Here is a 16452-nt window from a genome sequence, read left to right on the forward strand (position 1 = left end):
GAATACCAGTAAGAGAGAAAAATATCAAACTTTTAAATGCCTCTTTCCAGTTTATTCAGCATCTCTTTGGCGTTTTCATTTTTAGGGTTTAACTCCAAAGATTTTTGATAGTTCTCTTTAGCCAAAGCATATTGTTTTTTATTAAAGTATGCATCTCCAAGATTGTTAAATGCATTAGATGAGTTGGGATATTCGTTAGTATACAACTTAAAAATAGCAATTGAAGTATCTATTTGTTCTTTGGAAAAATAATGATGTCCCGCTTTATTCAAACCTCTTTCAAAATTAAGAGTGTTGTTTTTTAGCTTTATAGCTTTATATATTTTCAAAGCATCAGTATAATTATTTAAGATGAAAGCTAGACGAATATCTTCATTTAACATTCTTTCTTCTCTAATTAAATCAGAATCTGACAATCCTGATAAATATATAATGGCATCACTAATTACAGGTCTGTTTCTAAATCCATTGGATAGGATAATAATGCTGATGTCTTTATCTATGAATTTCATGAATGCGCTTACTCCACCACCGGCGAAACCGTAATATTGTTTCCCTTCAGGGCCGTAGATTCCCCAGCCATGACTAAATGGAAAAGGATTGTTTTCATATTTATATGGAGACATCATTTTGAGTTTGATTTCTCTCTTTAGCAATTGATCTTTATCAAGTTTTGTATTCCAGTCCAGTAATGCGTTCAAATTTATATTGAGACCATTACCGGCAAGAGAACGAGGCCCCGCTTCATACGTGGTTTTTTCATAAGCATTATATTCTTTGTTGTATTGATACTTTGCAACTCTAAAAGGAATATCGACTAAACTGTTAGAGGCAAAAACAACATGATTGCTATGGTTCTTGAATTGGTTTTGTTTCACGAATTCTTCAAACTTTTGGCCTGTTATTTTTTCTATAATTAGCTGAAGAAACCAAAAATTTGTTTGAACATATTCGTACTTATAACCTTTCGGATAATGAAGAGCTTGTTTAGCCAATTTGGCTAGCATTGATTTGTCAGAAAGATATCTGTCAAAATCTTTGTATTCTGGTAATCCTGAAGAGTAGGAGATTAAATGCTCTATTTTAATGTTTTGCCAAAGTTCAGGTAAGTGATCAATATACTTTGAAATAGGATCATCTAAAGATATTTTTCCGACTTCTATTAGTTGAAAGATAGCGACAATCGTAATGAGTTTTGAAGTAGAATAAACTCTAAATAATGTACTGTCTGTAACAGGTACATTATGAGCAATATTAGCCAGTCCATAATTTTTTTTATGAATGATTTGCCCGTCTTTTACAACAGCTATTGCCATTCCGGGAATTTCATCTGCCTTAATCAGTGAAGAGATATAATGATCTATTTTTTCATGAACCTGTTTTGGTTTATCAGGAGAACCTTTATGTTCAGAACAAGAAACTATGAATAGTAAACTTAGAAGAAGAGCAATGTTTAAAGTGTAGTTTTTCATTTTTTAATAGCTTTTATAAATAAAGAGATTATCGATTTAGAAGAAAAGCAATAATATTATTTGTGGTACTAAAATGAGTATACAGCAAATTTTAGAATGTGTTACAAACTTTTAAGATTTAATTAAATTCTATAAAGTAACTACTCCTGCCAAAATTAAAATCTATTAAGATAATGAGGCCTGGGAAGAAGTATATGATACCGTAAACTATTGGACGTTAGATCTAATTACAAAGACAACTTTTTTTAAAGACAAAAGTGGAGAACATATGTCTTTCTTTGTTAATGACCCCAACGGTTACACAATAGAATTTAAATCTTTTATTGATTATAGTTCAGTCTTTGAACATCAATAAAGTTAGTGATTGCCGGAAAGTAATGTATACAGAGTTTTGAATTAGGAAGTTTTATTTCCCAATACAAAAATTAGAAAAGATATGTCCAAGAATGTCTTTATCTACATCGTATTCTCCAGTAATGTTTCCTAAATGACGTAAACATTCGCGAATATCAATAGCAAAAAGGTCTGAGGAGATTTCGGCATCAATCCCATTTTGAACAGATGAGATGCTTTCTAAAGCATTGTTTAAGGCTTCAAAATGTCGTGAATTAGTCACAATCGTTTCGTTATTACTCAAAGCTCCTTTATTTACCAAAGCAGTAAGTTCATTCAGTAGCGTATCAATACCAATTTTTTGCTTTGCAGAAAGAAGTAAAATGTCTTCAAAAGCAGCTTGAATCTCTTCTTTTTGTGTTTCTTCTAAAGAATCAATTTTATTAGCAATAACCAATAATCGTTTGTTTGGAAAACGTTGTTGCACAACTTCAATTTCTTGTACAAATGATTCTTTAGAATCCAAGAACTTTCTAGAATCGATCAAGAAGATAATTAATTGAGCATTTTCTGCTTTCTCATAAGCTTTTTGAATTCCGATGTTCTCAACAACATCATCCGTTTCTCGAATTCCGGCAGTATCAATAAATCGGAAAGCAACACCATCAATAATCAACTCATCTTCAATAGCATCACGAGTGGTTCCGGCAATGTCAGAAACAATGGCTTTCTCTTCGTTCAACAAGGCATTCAACAGTGTAGATTTTCCTACGTTAGGCTCACCAATAATAGCAACAGGAATTCCGTTTTTCATAGCATTCCCAAAAGCAAAACTGTCAATCAAGCGTTTCAATACAGAAGAAATTGTGAAAACTAACTCCTTGAATTTGGTTCTGTCGGCAAACTCAACATCTTCTCCAGAGAAATCCAATTCCAATTCGATCAAAGCAGCAAAATCTAGAAGCTGACCACGTAACTCTTTTAATTCATTGGTAATTCCGCCTCGCATTTGTTGAATAGCCATTTGATGAGAAGCTTCCGAATTGGAAGCAATCACATCAGCAACAGCTTCAGCCTGCGAAAGATCCATTTTACCATTCAGAAAAGCACGCATGGTAAACTCACCATTGTCTGCCATACGGCATCCATTTTTCAAGAACAATTGTATGATCTCTTGCTGAATATAACTAGAACCGTGACATGAGATCTCTACTACATTTTCTCCGGTATAGGAATGAGGGTTCTTAAAAACAGAAACCAATACTTCATCAATTACTCTGTTGTCATTTACAATATGACCCAAATGTATGGTATGTGTCTTTTGTTGCTTGAGTTCTTTACCTCGAACAGATCTAAAGAATTGAGAGACCAGCTCTATAGATTGTTCTCCCGATAATCGAATTACAGAAATAGCACCTACACCAGCAGGTGTAGCCAAGGCAATAATAGTGTCATTTGGAATCATGGGACAAATATACTGAGCTAAATTGAGTTTTTAGAAGAGAAAATTGTAACAAAAGGAAGAATTCTCCGTCTATTTAATAGAACCAACTGTTATTGAAATGAGAAAAGATAAACAATTAATCGTGTTAACCCACTTGAGTCAATTTATAGACCTTTTTACCGGAATAGGAGGGTTTATTGTTCCGTTGATCTTGTGGTTAGTAAAGAAAGATGAAGTAATTGATATGGATAAACACGGAAGAGCAATCCTAAATTTTAGGATCAGTATGTTTATCTATCTATTGATCTGTATTCCAATGGTTATTTTCTTCGGATTAGGATTGATAGGATTTTTAGTTATTGGAATTTTCTATTTGATCTTTCCAATCATCAATGCCATTAGAGCGAGTAACGAAGAGGAACCGAACTATCCATTAAGCATTCAGTTTCTTTAAATATATTTGAATTAGGAGTGAAAAACGCCCTTGCCGGGGCGTTTTTTTATTTATAAAGCGCTTTTAATAAAATCTTCATACTCGTAAAAGAAGAGCTCAAACTGCGGCATGGTATCCATAAAGAACTCATAACAATCTCTCCAAGTATTTTTATTATGAATGCTAAATTTTTCAGTGTGATTCACATAGATTCTATGAATAACTTTTCCACTATCTAACTCATACGAATCATCATAGATTACTTCAGGAAGATATTCATTGGTTAGGATGGTTTTTAAGGAAAGTAATTGATCATACAAAAGCTGATTAGCAATCTCATCATTGTGTTCTAAATCTAAGCAAACCATAGCCTTTTTGCGATCGGCAACAAACTTAAAAGAGAAACCTTTGATCTTAGTGTTGTAGAGCAACCATTTTCTAGGGAAGGATTTCCCAAAACTTGTCCAAAATTCTTGACGTATTCTAGCAGATTCTTCCTTGCTGAACATTATCCGTGAACTTTAGCAATTGTACCGCGAGATTTCATCATTTCTGCCTCAAAAGCCAAAAGGTCATGCCATTTCTTATCAACAATCTCACGATCCATATACTGTCTGGCATATCCTAAGAAAAGAGTGTAGTGATTTGCTTCAGACACCATCAAATCTTTGTAGAACGTAGAAAGCTCTTCATCATCCATATTTTCAGAAAAAACTTTAAAACGCTCACAACTTCTTGCCTCGATCAAAGCCGCAACTAACAAGCGATGTACCAAAGCTTCAGTTCTATTGCTCGTGTGAGGAAAGAACTTTTGAAGGTTTAATGCGTAATCATTTTTTGTAGCCTTTCCCAATACCATTCCTCTACTTACCATTAGATCATGAACCATTCTAAAATGCTCCATTTCTTCAATAGCAATATCACTCATGTCTTTTACCAAAGGAGTCTCTTCAGAATAATTAATGATAATAGATACAGCATTGGAAGCCGCTTTTTGCTCTGCAAAAGCATGATCTGTTAATAATTGTTGCAATCCGTTTTGAGCTACTTCTACCCAAGAAGTTTCCGTTTCAAATTTCAGTCCCAGCATTTATGAAATAATTTGTGTCAATCGAATTCCAAAATCGGCCATAGCTTTGATCTCTTTGACTCCGGCTAAACGCTCATTTCCGATAATGAGCAATCCTCTTTCGTTGGATTCGATATGATAATATTTGTTGCTTTCAAAGAACAAAATTAGTTCATCGTTAAAGAATTCTCGAATCTTTTCTTCATTTTTTCCAGAAAGATAGAAGCGTTTCGAAAAATCGGGATGCGCTTCCATATTGATGTCTTTAAACCCGGCAAAGTGAATGATGTATTCAAAAATACCTTCTCTATCCAAAGTAAACTCAGGGATAAGCGTATCTAGCTCTATATAGAGCATAGTTGCTTTGATCTTTTGCTTGGCAATCAATTCTCCCTCAGAATAGACAATATCAAATAAGGTACATTGGCTGTTGGTTAAAATATTAGAAACCTTATCGATTTGCTTTGTTTTAAAATAACCAAACTCAGGTAGTTCTTTGATGTCATTTTGATAATCAGCTTCATATTTCCAGTGAAGCTCTTCACTAATCTTCTGTAGCGATTTCTGACGCTTTGTTAACGATTGCTCTTTCCCTTTAGGTTTCTCTGTTTCTAGCTTTCTCATTGCAAATGGATGTTGACTTCCTGATTTGTATCCATCCAAACCTACAACTTCAAAATGACCACCTTTTCTTTTGAAACTTTCCGAATAACTATTGACGTTTTCCATGACCGAGTGATCCACAAAATCACACAAAGAAAAATCAATGATCACATCTTCATCTTCCGGAATTTGATCTAACTTTTTCTTTAGTTTGGTATAGTTTAAGAAACTTGAAAAATTTTCTACACTTACATAGTATTTATCATCCTCTTTAAACATCAAAACATTAGGCTTAGAGAGGTTTCTCACAAAAAGCCCCATACTTTTATTGATGATAACATGAATGATAAAAGTAATAGCAATACCAGCTAAAATACCGGTGATCAGATTGGTCAAGATAGTAGTTCCTAGAGTCACCAAGAAGATAATAAGCTGTTCGTAACCCACCTTAAAGGTTTTGCGAATATTTTCCGGTGAAGCTAGTTTATATCCTGTATACACAAGAATGGCTGCTAAAGCAGACAGAGGAATATGTCTTAATTCTCCTGCAAAAAGTAAAATGAACAGCACTAAAAACACAGCATGGAACATGTTGGCAGAACGATTGCTACCTCTGTTGTTTACGTTTACAGAACTACGGGCAATTACAGTTACTACATTCAACCCGCCTAAGAATCCACTAACAACAGTTGCAATTCCTAAAGAGCGAATATCCTTATTAATATTAGAACGTCTTTTTTCAGGGTCTAATTTATCTACAGCTTTGATACTTAATAAAGATTCTATACTAGCAATTAGGGTAATAGCAATTACAGCACTAATAAAGTCGTAGTCTAATAGTTTATCAAAATTTGGTTGCGGAAAAGCTCCGAAGATCTTATCTGGCAGATTGATCAATAAACTTTCTTCAATAGGAAACTCTTTAGTAGAGAACATATCAAAATAGTAGTAGAGACCAATACTAAAGAACACGATCCACATAGGAGCAGGAACCAACTGGAAGTACTTGTTTCTAATCTTACTGTAGAAGATCATAATTAATAAACTGATGATTCCTACAGAACCCGCATAAAGTACGCTCTCGCTTTCTGTTTGCACAAAGCTCATAAGGTCTTGCGGAACTAGGTACAAAAGCTCTACAATACTTCCTTTTAGCGAAAGATTCCCCAACATTACATGAATCTGCTTGGCGAAAATTCCAATACCAATAGCGGCCAACATTCCTTGTATAGCAGAAGAAGGGAAGAAATTACTAAGAGAACCAAGTCTTAGAATCCCCAAAATAAACATGAGAATTCCTGAGATAACAATGGCAGCAAGTGTAAATAAATACCCTTGATACATATCGCCACTACCTAAAATAGTGATAGCACTTAAGATCACAACTACCAATCCATTTCCTGGTCCGGTAATTGTAACATTAGAACCTCCTAAAAGAGCACAAACCACACCTCCAACAATAGCAGCTATGATTCCAGAAATAGGAGGAGCACCCGAAGCTAGCGCCAGTCCTAACCCTAATGGTAATGCTACAAGTGATACTACAAATCCTGAAAATAAATTTCGAGGCATTTGACCTACAAATGTTTTTACAGCGTTTTCTTTCCTCATTATTTTACAATTAAAACATCGGTGGGTAATTCAGATAAAATATATTCCAGATCATGTCTAAAAACACGATCGATCAATCTGGTTTTTTTAGGAGCATTCATCACAAGAAGATCAGCGCGTTTTACTTTGGCATAATGGCCTATAGAATAACCGCGCCTTCCAAAGATACTTTGTGTTTTTACAGTTATCCCATTTGTATCGATACCTTCCAAAATCTTTTGTACTCTGGAATCTTCACGACGTTTGATCTTTTCTTTTTGCAATGTTGCCTTTCTTAAAGAGGCATCATCAGAAACTTTTACTTCAATTTCTTTTTGGCTAACCTCTTCTACAATTGTAACTCTTTTACAATCCAAACCTTTAGAGATCAAGAAGGAGGTTTCTATAGTTTCTTTGGTTTTATGATCTTCTAATCCGTTAACTACTATTTGTTTGCATAGCACTCTTTCAACAGAAGGTTTAATTAAAAGAAGTACAGAACAAGGAGCCTTACGAGTTAGTTCCCTTGCAACAGATCCTACATAATATTTGTAAAGATTTTCTTGCTGAAGAGCTCCCAAAATAAGCAAGTCTATCTGCTCATTCTGACAAGCTTTCAGAATAACCTCTATAGGTTTTCCTTCTTGCCAAACAGCTTTGAATGATTTTTTTAACGAAGGAACTTCTGAAATAAGTTGTTGTAGTTGTTCCTCTTTCTCCTTTGTTTTTTCACCAACATGAACCCCAACTAACTCTGCATCAAACATATTAGCCAGTCGAGTAGCCTCAAAAATATTGGGTTTTAAATTGGGTGAAAAAGCGATTCCGATAAGTATCTTTTTAATGCTTCTCAAACGATTGATCTCTAATTCTTAGCGGCACAAGATAGTAACTTTAAAAAAACTGCAAAAATTTACGAGAGAATACTGAGGGAAACCGATTTTTTGTATTTTAGGTTCTTAAGTTTTCAACTATGTTAGAGCTAGCAGGAATTATTATTTTAGGGATTTTAGCACAATGGTTTGCATGGCGTTTTAAGATCCCGGCTATTTTACCGTTAATATTAATTGGACTCTTAGTAGGCCCAATTGCAGCAGAGTTTTTTACAGAAGATAAATCAAAATACATTGAACCTATATGGAACGGGAAAAAAGGATTGTTTCCAGGTGAAGGCTTGTATTACTTCGTCTCGTTAGCTATTAGTATCATTCTTTTTGAAGGAGGTTTGACCTTAAAAAGAAGCGAAATTAAAAACGTAGGCCCTGTTATAACCAAGTTGATCACTTTAGGTTCTACTGTAACCTTTCTGGGAGCCGGAATTTTAGCTCATTATATCTTTGAACTGGGTTGGGAACTGTCTTTTTTGTTTTCAGCATTGATCATCGTAACCGGTCCTACAGTAATTACACCAATCTTAAGAAATATACCTTTAAAGAAGGATGTTTCTGCTGTTTTAAAATGGGAGGGAATACTAATCGACCCTATTGGAGCCTTAGTAGCTGTATTGGTATTTGAATTTATTAGTGTAGGAGGAGGTAGTGGTTTTACCAAAACAGCCTTAACAGAATTTGGAAAAATCTTACTGTTTGGTACCTCATTTGGATTCACTTTTGCACATGCTTTGGCTTTTGTGATCAATAAGAAATGGATTCCTCATTATTTATTGAATGTAGTATCCTTATCTACAGTACTGTTAGTATTTGTAGAATCTGAGATATTTGCTCACGAATCCGGTTTATTGGCGGTTGTAGTGATGGGTATGGTATTAGGAAACGGAAAACTAAAGAACTTAAAAGAGCTACTGTATTTTAAAGAGTCTTTAAGTGTATTGTTAATCTCTATCTTATTTATTCTATTGGCGGCCAACATCAATATGAAAGACCTGATGTTGCTCTATACATGGAAAACAGCAGGATTATTTGCACTTGTTGTATTCTTAATACGACCTTTGGCAGTATTCTTAAGTACACATAAATCCAAACTAAAAACCAACGAGAAATTATTCATTAGTTGGGTAGGTCCCCGAGGTATTGTAGCAGCAGGTATTGCTTCTTTATTTGGAGAAAAACTGGTAAAGCAAGGAGTAGAAGGAGCAGAGTACATTACACCTTTGGTGTTTATGATCGTTTTAGGAACCGTATTATTAAATGCAACTACAGCTAGATTGTTTGCTAAAGTTGCCGGAGTCTTCTTAAAAAACTCAGATGGAATCCTTATTGTTGGAGCTTCTAAATCTTCTCGATTGATTGGAGATTATCTACAAAAATTTGGGAAGAGAATTGTATTGATAGATTCCAATAAGATGTTCATAGAAAAAGCCAACAATGAAGGGTTGGAAGCTTATGAAGTGAATATTTATGATGATGATCTAACAGACAATATTGAGTTAAATGATATAGGATACCTGATTGCAATGACTGGTAGTGATGCTGTAAATGAATACGCACTTAAAAACTTATCTAAAGCTTTTGGTGAACACGGAGCTTTCCGTTTGGCAACAGCTAGTGAGGTAAAAGAGCAAGACTTTGAACAAAAGAATATTTTCTTTTCGCCTAAAGACGATTATATCAATTTAAGTGAGACAGTACGTGATTATCCGGATATCTATGAAATTCCGGTAGCTTCTCAAGAAGATTATCAACAAACATTGGAGAAATTACATGCTCAAATAGAATCTGTTCCTTTATTTGTAATTACAAAGGATAAGAATATTTACTTGATCTCTGAGTTTGAATCGAAAGAACTATCGCCGGAAAAAGCGAAGTTGGTGTATGTAGGAAATAAGGTGGATTTATAGATCGAGCTGAAAAGATTCTCGTAATTTTTCAATAAGAGGATTCTTTTCCTTCAACTTATTGTATTTCTCTAGCGGAGTATAAGCAAACTTCTTTTCTACTGTTTCATTTACTACTACATCTAGTACAATACCGTAGTTGTTGAGTGATTCTCGCAGATGTTTTAACAGCTTAGGCTTTCCAAATTTTAACTGATCTTCCATAAGCTTATTGGGAAGACTGAATTGAATAGTAAAGCCTTCTTCCAAAGTAGGTTCATCAGCAGCTAAGATAGCGGCAATACTTTTCTCACCTTTCTTTTGCAGTTTTTGATGATAGATAGTCCATGCCTCAACCAGTTGTTCTTGCGTAAAAGAATCTTTTGGGTGATTGTCGAAATTCTCTTCCTCTACTTTTTTTGTAGTTTTTTTCTTTTCGTGAATGCTCTTTAGTGAAAAAGCAGAAGGTCTTCTTTGAACGTTTCTCAAAGAAGGAGTCTTAGAAACATTACTCTTAGCAGCAGTTTCTGTTTTAGGAGCTTCAGTAACCTGAGGTGTTTTTAAAACAGGTTTTTCTACAGACTTTTGTGGTTTCGTAGTTTTAGAGACCTCTTTGGCAGCCGGACTCAATGCCGTAAAGAAAGTTGCAGGAATTATGTAGTTAGCTGACTTTTTTTTTTCTCCATCAAAAGTGATAGAGGCAATTTGCATTAAAGTAAGTTCTACTAACAAACGTTGATTTTTACTAGCTCTGTAATTCAGATCACATTCATTGGCCTTATCAATAGCCTTTATCAGAAAAGGAATTCCAGCCTTTGTAGATTGATCTAAATATTTCTTCTTCGCATTGTCACCCACTTCCAATAAGTCTACAGTAGCCTTGTCTTTGGCTACTAACAGATCTCTAAAGTGAGACGCAAGACCATTGATAAAGTGATGCCCTTCAAATCCTTTGGATAAGATAGTGTTGAAATGATTTAAAACATCCGGAATTTTATTGCTCAACAAAAGGTCAGTCATTTCAAAATAAGTATCGTAATCCAATACATTTAAGTTTTGAGTTACTGCTTCTCTCGTTAGGTTATTTCCGGAAAAACTTACAACTCTATCAAAGATAGACAGTGCATCACGCATAGCTCCGTCTGCTTTTTGTGCAATTATATGCAAAGCATCGTCATCAGCTGTGATATTCTCTTTCTCACAAATGGTCTTTAAATAGTTCTTTGCATCGAGAACAGTGATCCTTTTGAAATCAAAGATTTGACAACGAGATAAGATTGTAGGAATGATCTTGTGTTTTTCTGTAGTTGCCAAAATGAAAATAGCATGAGCAGGAGGTTCTTCAAGAGTCTTTAAAAAAGCATTAAAGGCCGCTTGAGATAACATGTGAACCTCATCAATGATATACACTTTGTATTTTCCTGTTTGAGGAGGAATACGTACCTGATCAGTCAAACTTCTGATATCATCAACAGAATTATTGGATGCTGCATCCAACTCAAAGATGTTAAAAGCAAAATCTTCATCTTCTGAAGTACTGTCTTCTTGATTGATCCTTTTGGCTAAGATTCTGGCACAAGATGTCTTTCCAACTCCTCTTGGCCCGGTAAATAATAATGCCTGAGCCAGATGGTTGTTTTTAATTGCATTTTCAAGCGTATTAGTAATAGCTTGTTGTCCAACAACATCAGAAAAATTTTGAGGTCTGTATTTACGTGCAGAAACGATAAAATGCTCCATCCAGTATACTTATCTTTGTACAAACAAAAGTAAGTATCTGCAATAGGATTTACAATAAGGTTTCTCAACAAAATAATAAAGTTGTAAACAATTGTAGGGTTTTTACTTTTTTTGAGACTGATGTTAAAAATAGAGGTATTATGAAGATCTTAAAATTAGTTTTTGTGATTTTGATCACTGCTTATATCAGTGTATCATTTGCGTTTTCTGTAAAAGAGCATCGCAATTCGTTAAAAGTAAAAGAAGTTGTAGAGAAAGATAAGGTAGCTTATTTTGCTAGTGGTTGTTTTTGGTGTGTAGAAGCAATCTTTGAAAGTGTAGAAGGAGTTAGTGAGGCTATATCAGGATATGCAGGAGGTCATACAGACAATCCAACATATAAATCTATTGGAACAGGGAGAACGGGGCATGCAGAGACGGTGGCTGTTTATTACGACCCTCAAAAAGTGAGTTTTAAAACATTGGTTGATGTATTCTTTGGATCACACAACCCAACAACTAAGAACGGTCAACATCCCGATTATGGAACTCAATATAGATCTATTGCTTTTTACGATAGCGATAGAGAAAAGAGGATCATTGAAGACGCCATTAAAAAGTTAAACAAAGAAAAATACAACGGTAAAATAGTAACTGAGGTTACCAAGCACAAGAAATTTTATGAGGCAGAAGCCTATCATCAGAATTATGAAAGGCGCAACCCTAATAATAGCTATGTGAGAAATGTATCGATTCCTAGACTAAATCGATTCAAGAAAAAGTTTCCACATCTCTTAAAGAAAGACCATTAAAAAAGCCGCTTTGAGCGGCTTTTTTATTAATCATTACTTCCTGCTAGACTGGAGATAAGCTTAAATGCAACTCTAGTATCTATGACCACACCAAAATAGAATCCGGCTTGCCATTCTTTTTTGATGACCAATTCAGGCAGATCAAAGATTTCGGTGCCGAAATCAAAATCTTCTTTTCCTGCGATATAATTTCTTCTTCCATAATGCACTCCGGCAGAGATGGAACTTCCCCATGTGATGTCATATGACAATCCTAAGAAAAAGTTTTCAGTAAGTTTATCATTCACTTGAGTTCCCACCTGAATACCTATTCTATCCATAAAAGGGGTATTTCTGTCTGGTGGAAATAAAAAACTCCTTTCCCTAGGGTAAAAAGTAGCCATTAAAGTAATAGCGCCTCTAGAATTAGGGTTATCGGCTACTAAGGTTGAATCTCCAGATGCTAAGGCAATTTTTTGAATATTCTCAGGGTTTTTTAGAGTAGATGAGAATAAACCTGTTGATATAGAAACTTGATATGACTTGGCTATTTTTACTTCATGATCTAACAACTTCTCAACTTCTTTAGCATTTTCATATTTGTATAATTTTATATCAAACTTATCTGTATAGGGGCCATTAACAGAATATGTTATATCAATGATTTTTGGTTTGTTTTTTGCCCCATCTTCTTTTACTAGAGAATTCCCTTCTGTATTGGAAGTATCGTTGATATTAAATGTTGGTTTAAACTCCCCGTCTATTTGGAACTTATATTGAGCTTTATTAATGTTTCCTTGCTCAACAAGTAAGTGTAATTGATATAAATATTTTTTAGTAGCAGTAGTAGGTAAACCTGTTTTAATCAAGTTTCCATTCTCATCAATGAAAATATGAACAATATTGTCTTTGAGGTATAAATTCCTTTTCTTATCATGATATTTATTAGAATAGTTATTATCAACATAAGTTATTGCTGCTTCCATTATTTCTAGTGGACTAAAGTTCTTTCTTACCACTACTTTTTCAACAGGATTTATATCAAATGAAGAAGAGTAAGTTTTATTGGCGTCTAATAATCCATAAGATGCACCACCTGTATATTTTATAGTATAGTAAATTCTTGCTCCTTTACTTTTTAAAATTTCATTTAAGTCACTGGCTCCTGAGATTTTAAAAGATGCAGAATTATTAGAACTATCGTAATTGCTTCTAGTTTGGTCAATTAAAGAATTGAGATTAGAGATTTTAGAACTATAAATTTCTTGATTATCTGAAATGATTTTGGTGACTTCAAGTGTAAACTTATCTGATTCTGTCTCATTAGGAGTTCCTTTAATGACAAATTCGGTATCTGAAAGTTTTTCATAGTTAATATCCTCAATTATTTTTTGACTTGCATCGTTTTCAGCTTTTGTAATGTTAAATACTGAGTTTTCTTGTGCGTAAGTAAAAAAACAAGAGACTAATAGTATGACAAATACAATTCGCTTTGGTTGAAAATTAAAATTATACATGATGAATTTTTAAATTAAAGTTGATTAAAATTTCTGATATTGGAATTATGTATGATTTGAGATCATTTGAAGCAAAAACAATACCTATTACTTTTCCGTAGCTGTCTAATACAGCAGAGCCAGAATCTCCATGATTAGATATTTTTGTAACAGGAATAACATCTTTAAAATAATAGTCATACCCATTAATTGTAACCCATTTATTTGTCTTTCTTGCCACTATTTTTCCAGTTACTTTTCTGCTTTCTGTGTAACTATGAGAAAAAACAGAAATTTCATTCATTACATCATCAGTAGAAATGATTCGAATTCCTCTTTTTGGAGATCTAGTGAAGGACTTAATTTTAGGTGATAAATTAATATTCGAATCAATTTTACATAAAGCGGCATCCATATAATTATCCAAATAGCCTTGAGTTACTTCCCCTAACTTAATATCTCCTTTTTCAGAAAAGATTCCTTTTTGCCCACTCGAAGGATCAAATGTGGTTGTTTGGTTATTATTTAATTCAACACTACAGAAAACATGATAACAGCTTAGAAGATAATCTGTCTGATTGCCATCATCATCTGTTTTATATACTTTTAATCCTAATGTACCAATAGAGTTGGTGCCTTCTCTGTAAATGCCATCGCCTAATTGAATGGAAGAAGAATCTTGAGTAGGCATGTCTTCCTCTAATACATCTGTAGGGACCTTATACCCATCTACATGTATAAAATCAGGAATATCTTTGTGTTGAGTTTGAGATTGATCTTGTTTGTTTGCAACAGAGAATTGTAGACAAGGAATTTTCTTTGTTTGACCTTTTTCTACCTTAAGAGCAGCCATTACTGAGTCAGCGTTAAATTTTTTCAACCATTCGTCTTCATGCGTCTCTATTAGATTTTCAATAACATCAAGGGTTACAGGCTTTTCTTCTTTCTTTTCTCTAATATCTGTTGGAATCTGATAGGTTTTTTCTTGATAGGTATGTGAAATAAATTTAGGAATCTGTACAGAAGTATCTGATTGTTCAGCTTTTTTAGCAACGATAAAGACAATGCAGTTCATATCAAACTTATCTCCATCGGATTCTTTTTTACCTAGCTTAACATCTTCACAGTTGTATTTTTTCTTCCAATCAGCTTTATTTTTATTAATGGCATCCTGAATGGCTTCAATTGGAGTCTTCCCAAAAAATTGATTGGAATTGGCAAAGACTTTAGTAGCAACATCAACCCCTTGTTGTGTGGCTTTGGCACTAAAATAAAAGGCAGAAACCGCTACAACTAAGGTTCCTAATATGGTAAGTATATTTTCGGCTAGCTTTAATCTTTCTTTATCACCTACTGTTTGATAAAAGTAAACGGCAGTTAGTATGAATAGTACAGTTACAGCCAATGCTATAATGGCTCTAACAGATCCAACGGGCAATCCTAATGCGTGTTTGGCATCAGATTTACTTTTCAATCCTGCAAACATAGAAAAGACAAGCACCAAGACAGCTATGATAACAATGGCGTAGATAAGAGCACTATTTATAGAAAATACAGAGGTATTATGTACCTTGATAAAATTGGCCAATAGAATCCCAATCACCAAACCAATGATGATGAAAAAGGGGGCTTGATACTTCTTTAAAAAAAGAAAAAACTTGTTCACAACATTTTGATTTCCATAAAGTTATGGAGGTTCAATTTCTTGAATTTGCGCATTTCTGCAGTTTAAAATGCGTATTTCTGCACTTTTCACTGATTTTCAATATGTTGCAAATAAAATAGACCCCATTACTGGAGTCTATTTGTTAGTACTCTGTTTTCCTACCAAACAGGGAGATAGTAAGAATTGAACAAGAGTTTGAGTTTGGTTAATTGAGTACGCAAATTTATGAAATCGTATGCAGGAGAAAATGCATAAAACCACATTTAAAAATGCGGATTTATGTATCTAATTTGTTGTCTTTTAAAAGTTTTACTCGAAAAAGATGGCTACATCTTCCAATTCTTTTCGTTTAAGATCGGGAACATAAGCAGGATCTTTAGGATATCCGACAGGAAGTAATAAAAAGGCTCTTTCGTTTTTGGGGCGATCTAGAATTTTAGAAAGAAAATTCATGGGACTGGGAGTATGGGTTAAGGTAACTAAACCAGCATCATGAATAGCAGAAATAAGCATGCCACATGAAATTCCTATAGATTCATTTACATAGTAATTATTGTGCTTGGCACCAGTTTCATCAAATTCATAAACCTTTTTAAAAGCAATGATCAACCAAGGAGCAGTTTCCAAAAAAGGTTTGTGCATGTCTGTTGCCAAAGGAGCAAGATCTTTTTTCCATCGCTCACTCATTCTGTTCTCATAGTTTTCTTTTTCTTCAATTTCAGCAGCTACTCGAATTTTACTTTTTAACTCGCTATTTGATACTGCGCAAAAAGTCCAAGGTTGTTTATGAGCACCGGAAGGTGCTGTAGAAGCACTCTTGATCAAATTCTCAATAAGTTCTTTAGCAACCGGGCGGTCTGAGAAATCTCGAACTGACCTTCTACTATCGAGAAACCTAAAAAAGGCTTCACTGTTTTGTAAGGATTGTTCTTCTGAAATAAGATCACTATTGTGAATGATATGTGTATAACCGTTGATTTGAATTGAATCTGCTACCATAAAATGCCAAATATTTAAAGACCTAAAGATAAAAAAATAAAGGCGCCACGAGAGTGACGCCCTA

13 protein-coding genes are annotated in these 16452 nt (G+C 34.1%); 3 read left to right on the forward strand and 10 right to left on the reverse strand.

Annotated features, from left to right (window positions below):
- Positions 1 to 32 precede the first annotated feature (32 nt).
- Both ACFSRZ_RS08595 and mnmE read right to left on the reverse strand, forming a co-directional pair.
- Complete coding sequence (locus ACFSRZ_RS08595) at positions 33 to 1472, reverse strand: serine hydrolase (RefSeq protein WP_379666140.1); 1440 nt, start codon at positions 1470 to 1472, stop codon at positions 33 to 35.
- A gap of 406 nt (positions 1473 to 1878) precedes the next feature.
- Positions 1879 to 3270: a tRNA uridine-5-carboxymethylaminomethyl(34) synthesis GTPase MnmE gene (gene mnmE / locus ACFSRZ_RS08600; protein WP_379666141.1), complete on the reverse strand. Its 1392-nt coding sequence runs from the start codon at positions 3268 to 3270 to the stop codon at positions 1879 to 1881.
- A gap of 97 nt (positions 3271 to 3367) precedes the next feature.
- Here mnmE and ACFSRZ_RS08605 point away from each other — a divergent pair, with 97 nt between their 5' ends.
- Positions 3368 to 3703 (forward strand): DUF4870 domain-containing protein, encoded by a 336-nt coding sequence (locus tag ACFSRZ_RS08605; protein ID WP_379666142.1) that lies wholly within the window; start codon positions 3368 to 3370, stop codon positions 3701 to 3703.
- Between the two features lie 50 nt (positions 3704 to 3753).
- On the opposite strand, the gene ACFSRZ_RS08610 is transcribed toward ACFSRZ_RS08605, so the two are convergent.
- The 4 genes from ACFSRZ_RS08610 to ACFSRZ_RS08625 are packed head-to-tail and all read right to left on the reverse strand — an operon-like array spanning position 3754 to position 7798.
- Positions 3754 to 4191: a DUF4268 domain-containing protein gene (locus ACFSRZ_RS08610; protein ID WP_379666143.1), complete on the reverse strand. Its 438-nt coding sequence runs from the start codon at positions 4189 to 4191 to the stop codon at positions 3754 to 3756.
- Entirely contained in the window at positions 4191 to 4772 is a 582-nt protein-coding gene (gene miaE, locus ACFSRZ_RS08615; RefSeq protein WP_379666144.1) for a tRNA-(ms[2]io[6]A)-hydroxylase, read from the reverse strand. The genes ACFSRZ_RS08610 and miaE overlap by 1 nt, the downstream gene beginning before the upstream one ends.
- Positions 4773 to 6965 (reverse strand): SulP family inorganic anion transporter, encoded by a 2193-nt coding sequence (locus tag ACFSRZ_RS08620; protein WP_379666145.1) that lies wholly within the window; start codon positions 6963 to 6965, stop codon positions 4773 to 4775.
- A complete protein-coding gene (locus tag ACFSRZ_RS08625) occupies positions 6965 to 7798 on the reverse strand; it encodes a universal stress protein (RefSeq protein ID WP_379666146.1) in 834 nt (277 codons plus the stop codon). The genes ACFSRZ_RS08620 and ACFSRZ_RS08625 overlap by 1 nt, the downstream gene beginning before the upstream one ends.
- A gap of 119 nt (positions 7799 to 7917) precedes the next feature.
- Between ACFSRZ_RS08625 and ACFSRZ_RS08630 the strand changes: the two genes are divergently transcribed.
- A complete protein-coding gene (locus tag ACFSRZ_RS08630; protein ID WP_379666147.1) occupies positions 7918 to 9741 on the forward strand; it encodes a cation:proton antiporter in 1824 nt (607 codons plus the stop codon).
- On the opposite strand, the gene ACFSRZ_RS08635 is transcribed toward ACFSRZ_RS08630, so the two are convergent.
- Positions 9736 to 11457 (reverse strand): DNA polymerase III subunit gamma/tau, encoded by a 1722-nt coding sequence (locus ACFSRZ_RS08635; protein WP_379666148.1) that lies wholly within the window; start codon positions 11455 to 11457, stop codon positions 9736 to 9738. The two genes, ACFSRZ_RS08630 and ACFSRZ_RS08635, sit on opposite strands and share 6 nt — an antisense overlap.
- Before the next feature lie 140 nt (positions 11458 to 11597).
- Between ACFSRZ_RS08635 and msrA the strand changes: the two genes are divergently transcribed.
- The gene (gene msrA / locus ACFSRZ_RS08640; RefSeq protein WP_379666149.1) at positions 11598 to 12248 is read left to right on the forward strand and encodes a peptide-methionine (S)-S-oxide reductase MsrA; all 651 of its coding nucleotides are present in this window, start codon (positions 11598 to 11600) and stop codon (positions 12246 to 12248) included.
- Positions 12249 to 12274: 26 nt separating this feature from the next.
- Here msrA and ACFSRZ_RS08645 read toward each other — a convergent pair whose 3' ends face one another.
- The 3 genes from ACFSRZ_RS08645 to ACFSRZ_RS08655 form a co-directional block, all read right to left on the reverse strand.
- Complete coding sequence (locus tag ACFSRZ_RS08645; RefSeq protein ID WP_379666150.1) at positions 12275 to 13744, reverse strand: hypothetical protein; 1470 nt, start codon at positions 13742 to 13744, stop codon at positions 12275 to 12277.
- Complete coding sequence (locus ACFSRZ_RS08650; protein WP_379666151.1) at positions 13737 to 15389, reverse strand: trypsin-like peptidase domain-containing protein; 1653 nt, start codon at positions 15387 to 15389, stop codon at positions 13737 to 13739. Before ACFSRZ_RS08650 ends, ACFSRZ_RS08645 begins: the two co-directional genes overlap by 8 nt.
- Before the next feature lie 309 nt (positions 15390 to 15698).
- Complete coding sequence (locus ACFSRZ_RS08655) at positions 15699 to 16388, reverse strand: nitroreductase family protein (protein ID WP_379666152.1); 690 nt, start codon at positions 16386 to 16388, stop codon at positions 15699 to 15701.
- Positions 16389 to 16452 lie beyond the last annotated feature (64 nt).

The organism is Pseudotenacibaculum haliotis (assembly GCF_042684245.1).
Lineage (GTDB): Bacteria > Bacteroidota > Bacteroidia > Flavobacteriales > Flavobacteriaceae > Polaribacter > Polaribacter haliotis_A.

Excerpts from the sequence above, each read along its gene's own strand:
- ACFSRZ_RS08595 (WP_379666140.1), bottom strand. The coding sequence starts at position 1,472 with ATGAAAAACTACACTTTAAACATTGCTCTTCTTCTAAGTTTACTATTC.
- mnmE (WP_379666141.1), bottom strand. The coding sequence starts at position 3,270 with ATGATTCCAAATGACACTATTATTGCCTTGGCTACACCTGCTGGTGTA.
- ACFSRZ_RS08605 (WP_379666142.1), top strand. The coding sequence starts at position 3,368 with ATGAGAAAAGATAAACAATTAATCGTGTTAACCCACTTGAGTCAATTT.
- ACFSRZ_RS08610 (WP_379666143.1), bottom strand. The coding sequence starts at position 4,191 with ATGTTCAGCAAGGAAGAATCTGCTAGAATACGTCAAGAATTTTGGACA.
- miaE (WP_379666144.1), bottom strand. The coding sequence starts at position 4,772 with ATGCTGGGACTGAAATTTGAAACGGAAACTTCTTGGGTAGAAGTAGCT.
- ACFSRZ_RS08620 (WP_379666145.1), bottom strand. The coding sequence starts at position 6,965 with ATGAGGAAAGAAAACGCTGTAAAAACATTTGTAGGTCAAATGCCTCGA.
- ACFSRZ_RS08630 (WP_379666147.1), top strand. The coding sequence starts at position 7,918 with ATGTTAGAGCTAGCAGGAATTATTATTTTAGGGATTTTAGCACAATGG.
- ACFSRZ_RS08635 (WP_379666148.1), bottom strand. The coding sequence starts at position 11,457 with ATGGAGCATTTTATCGTTTCTGCACGTAAATACAGACCTCAAAATTTT.
- msrA (WP_379666149.1), top strand. The coding sequence starts at position 11,598 with ATGAAGATCTTAAAATTAGTTTTTGTGATTTTGATCACTGCTTATATC.
- ACFSRZ_RS08645 (WP_379666150.1), bottom strand. The coding sequence starts at position 13,744 with ATGTATAATTTTAATTTTCAACCAAAGCGAATTGTATTTGTCATACTA.
- ACFSRZ_RS08655 (WP_379666152.1), bottom strand. The coding sequence starts at position 16,388 with ATGGTAGCAGATTCAATTCAAATCAACGGTTATACACATATCATTCAC.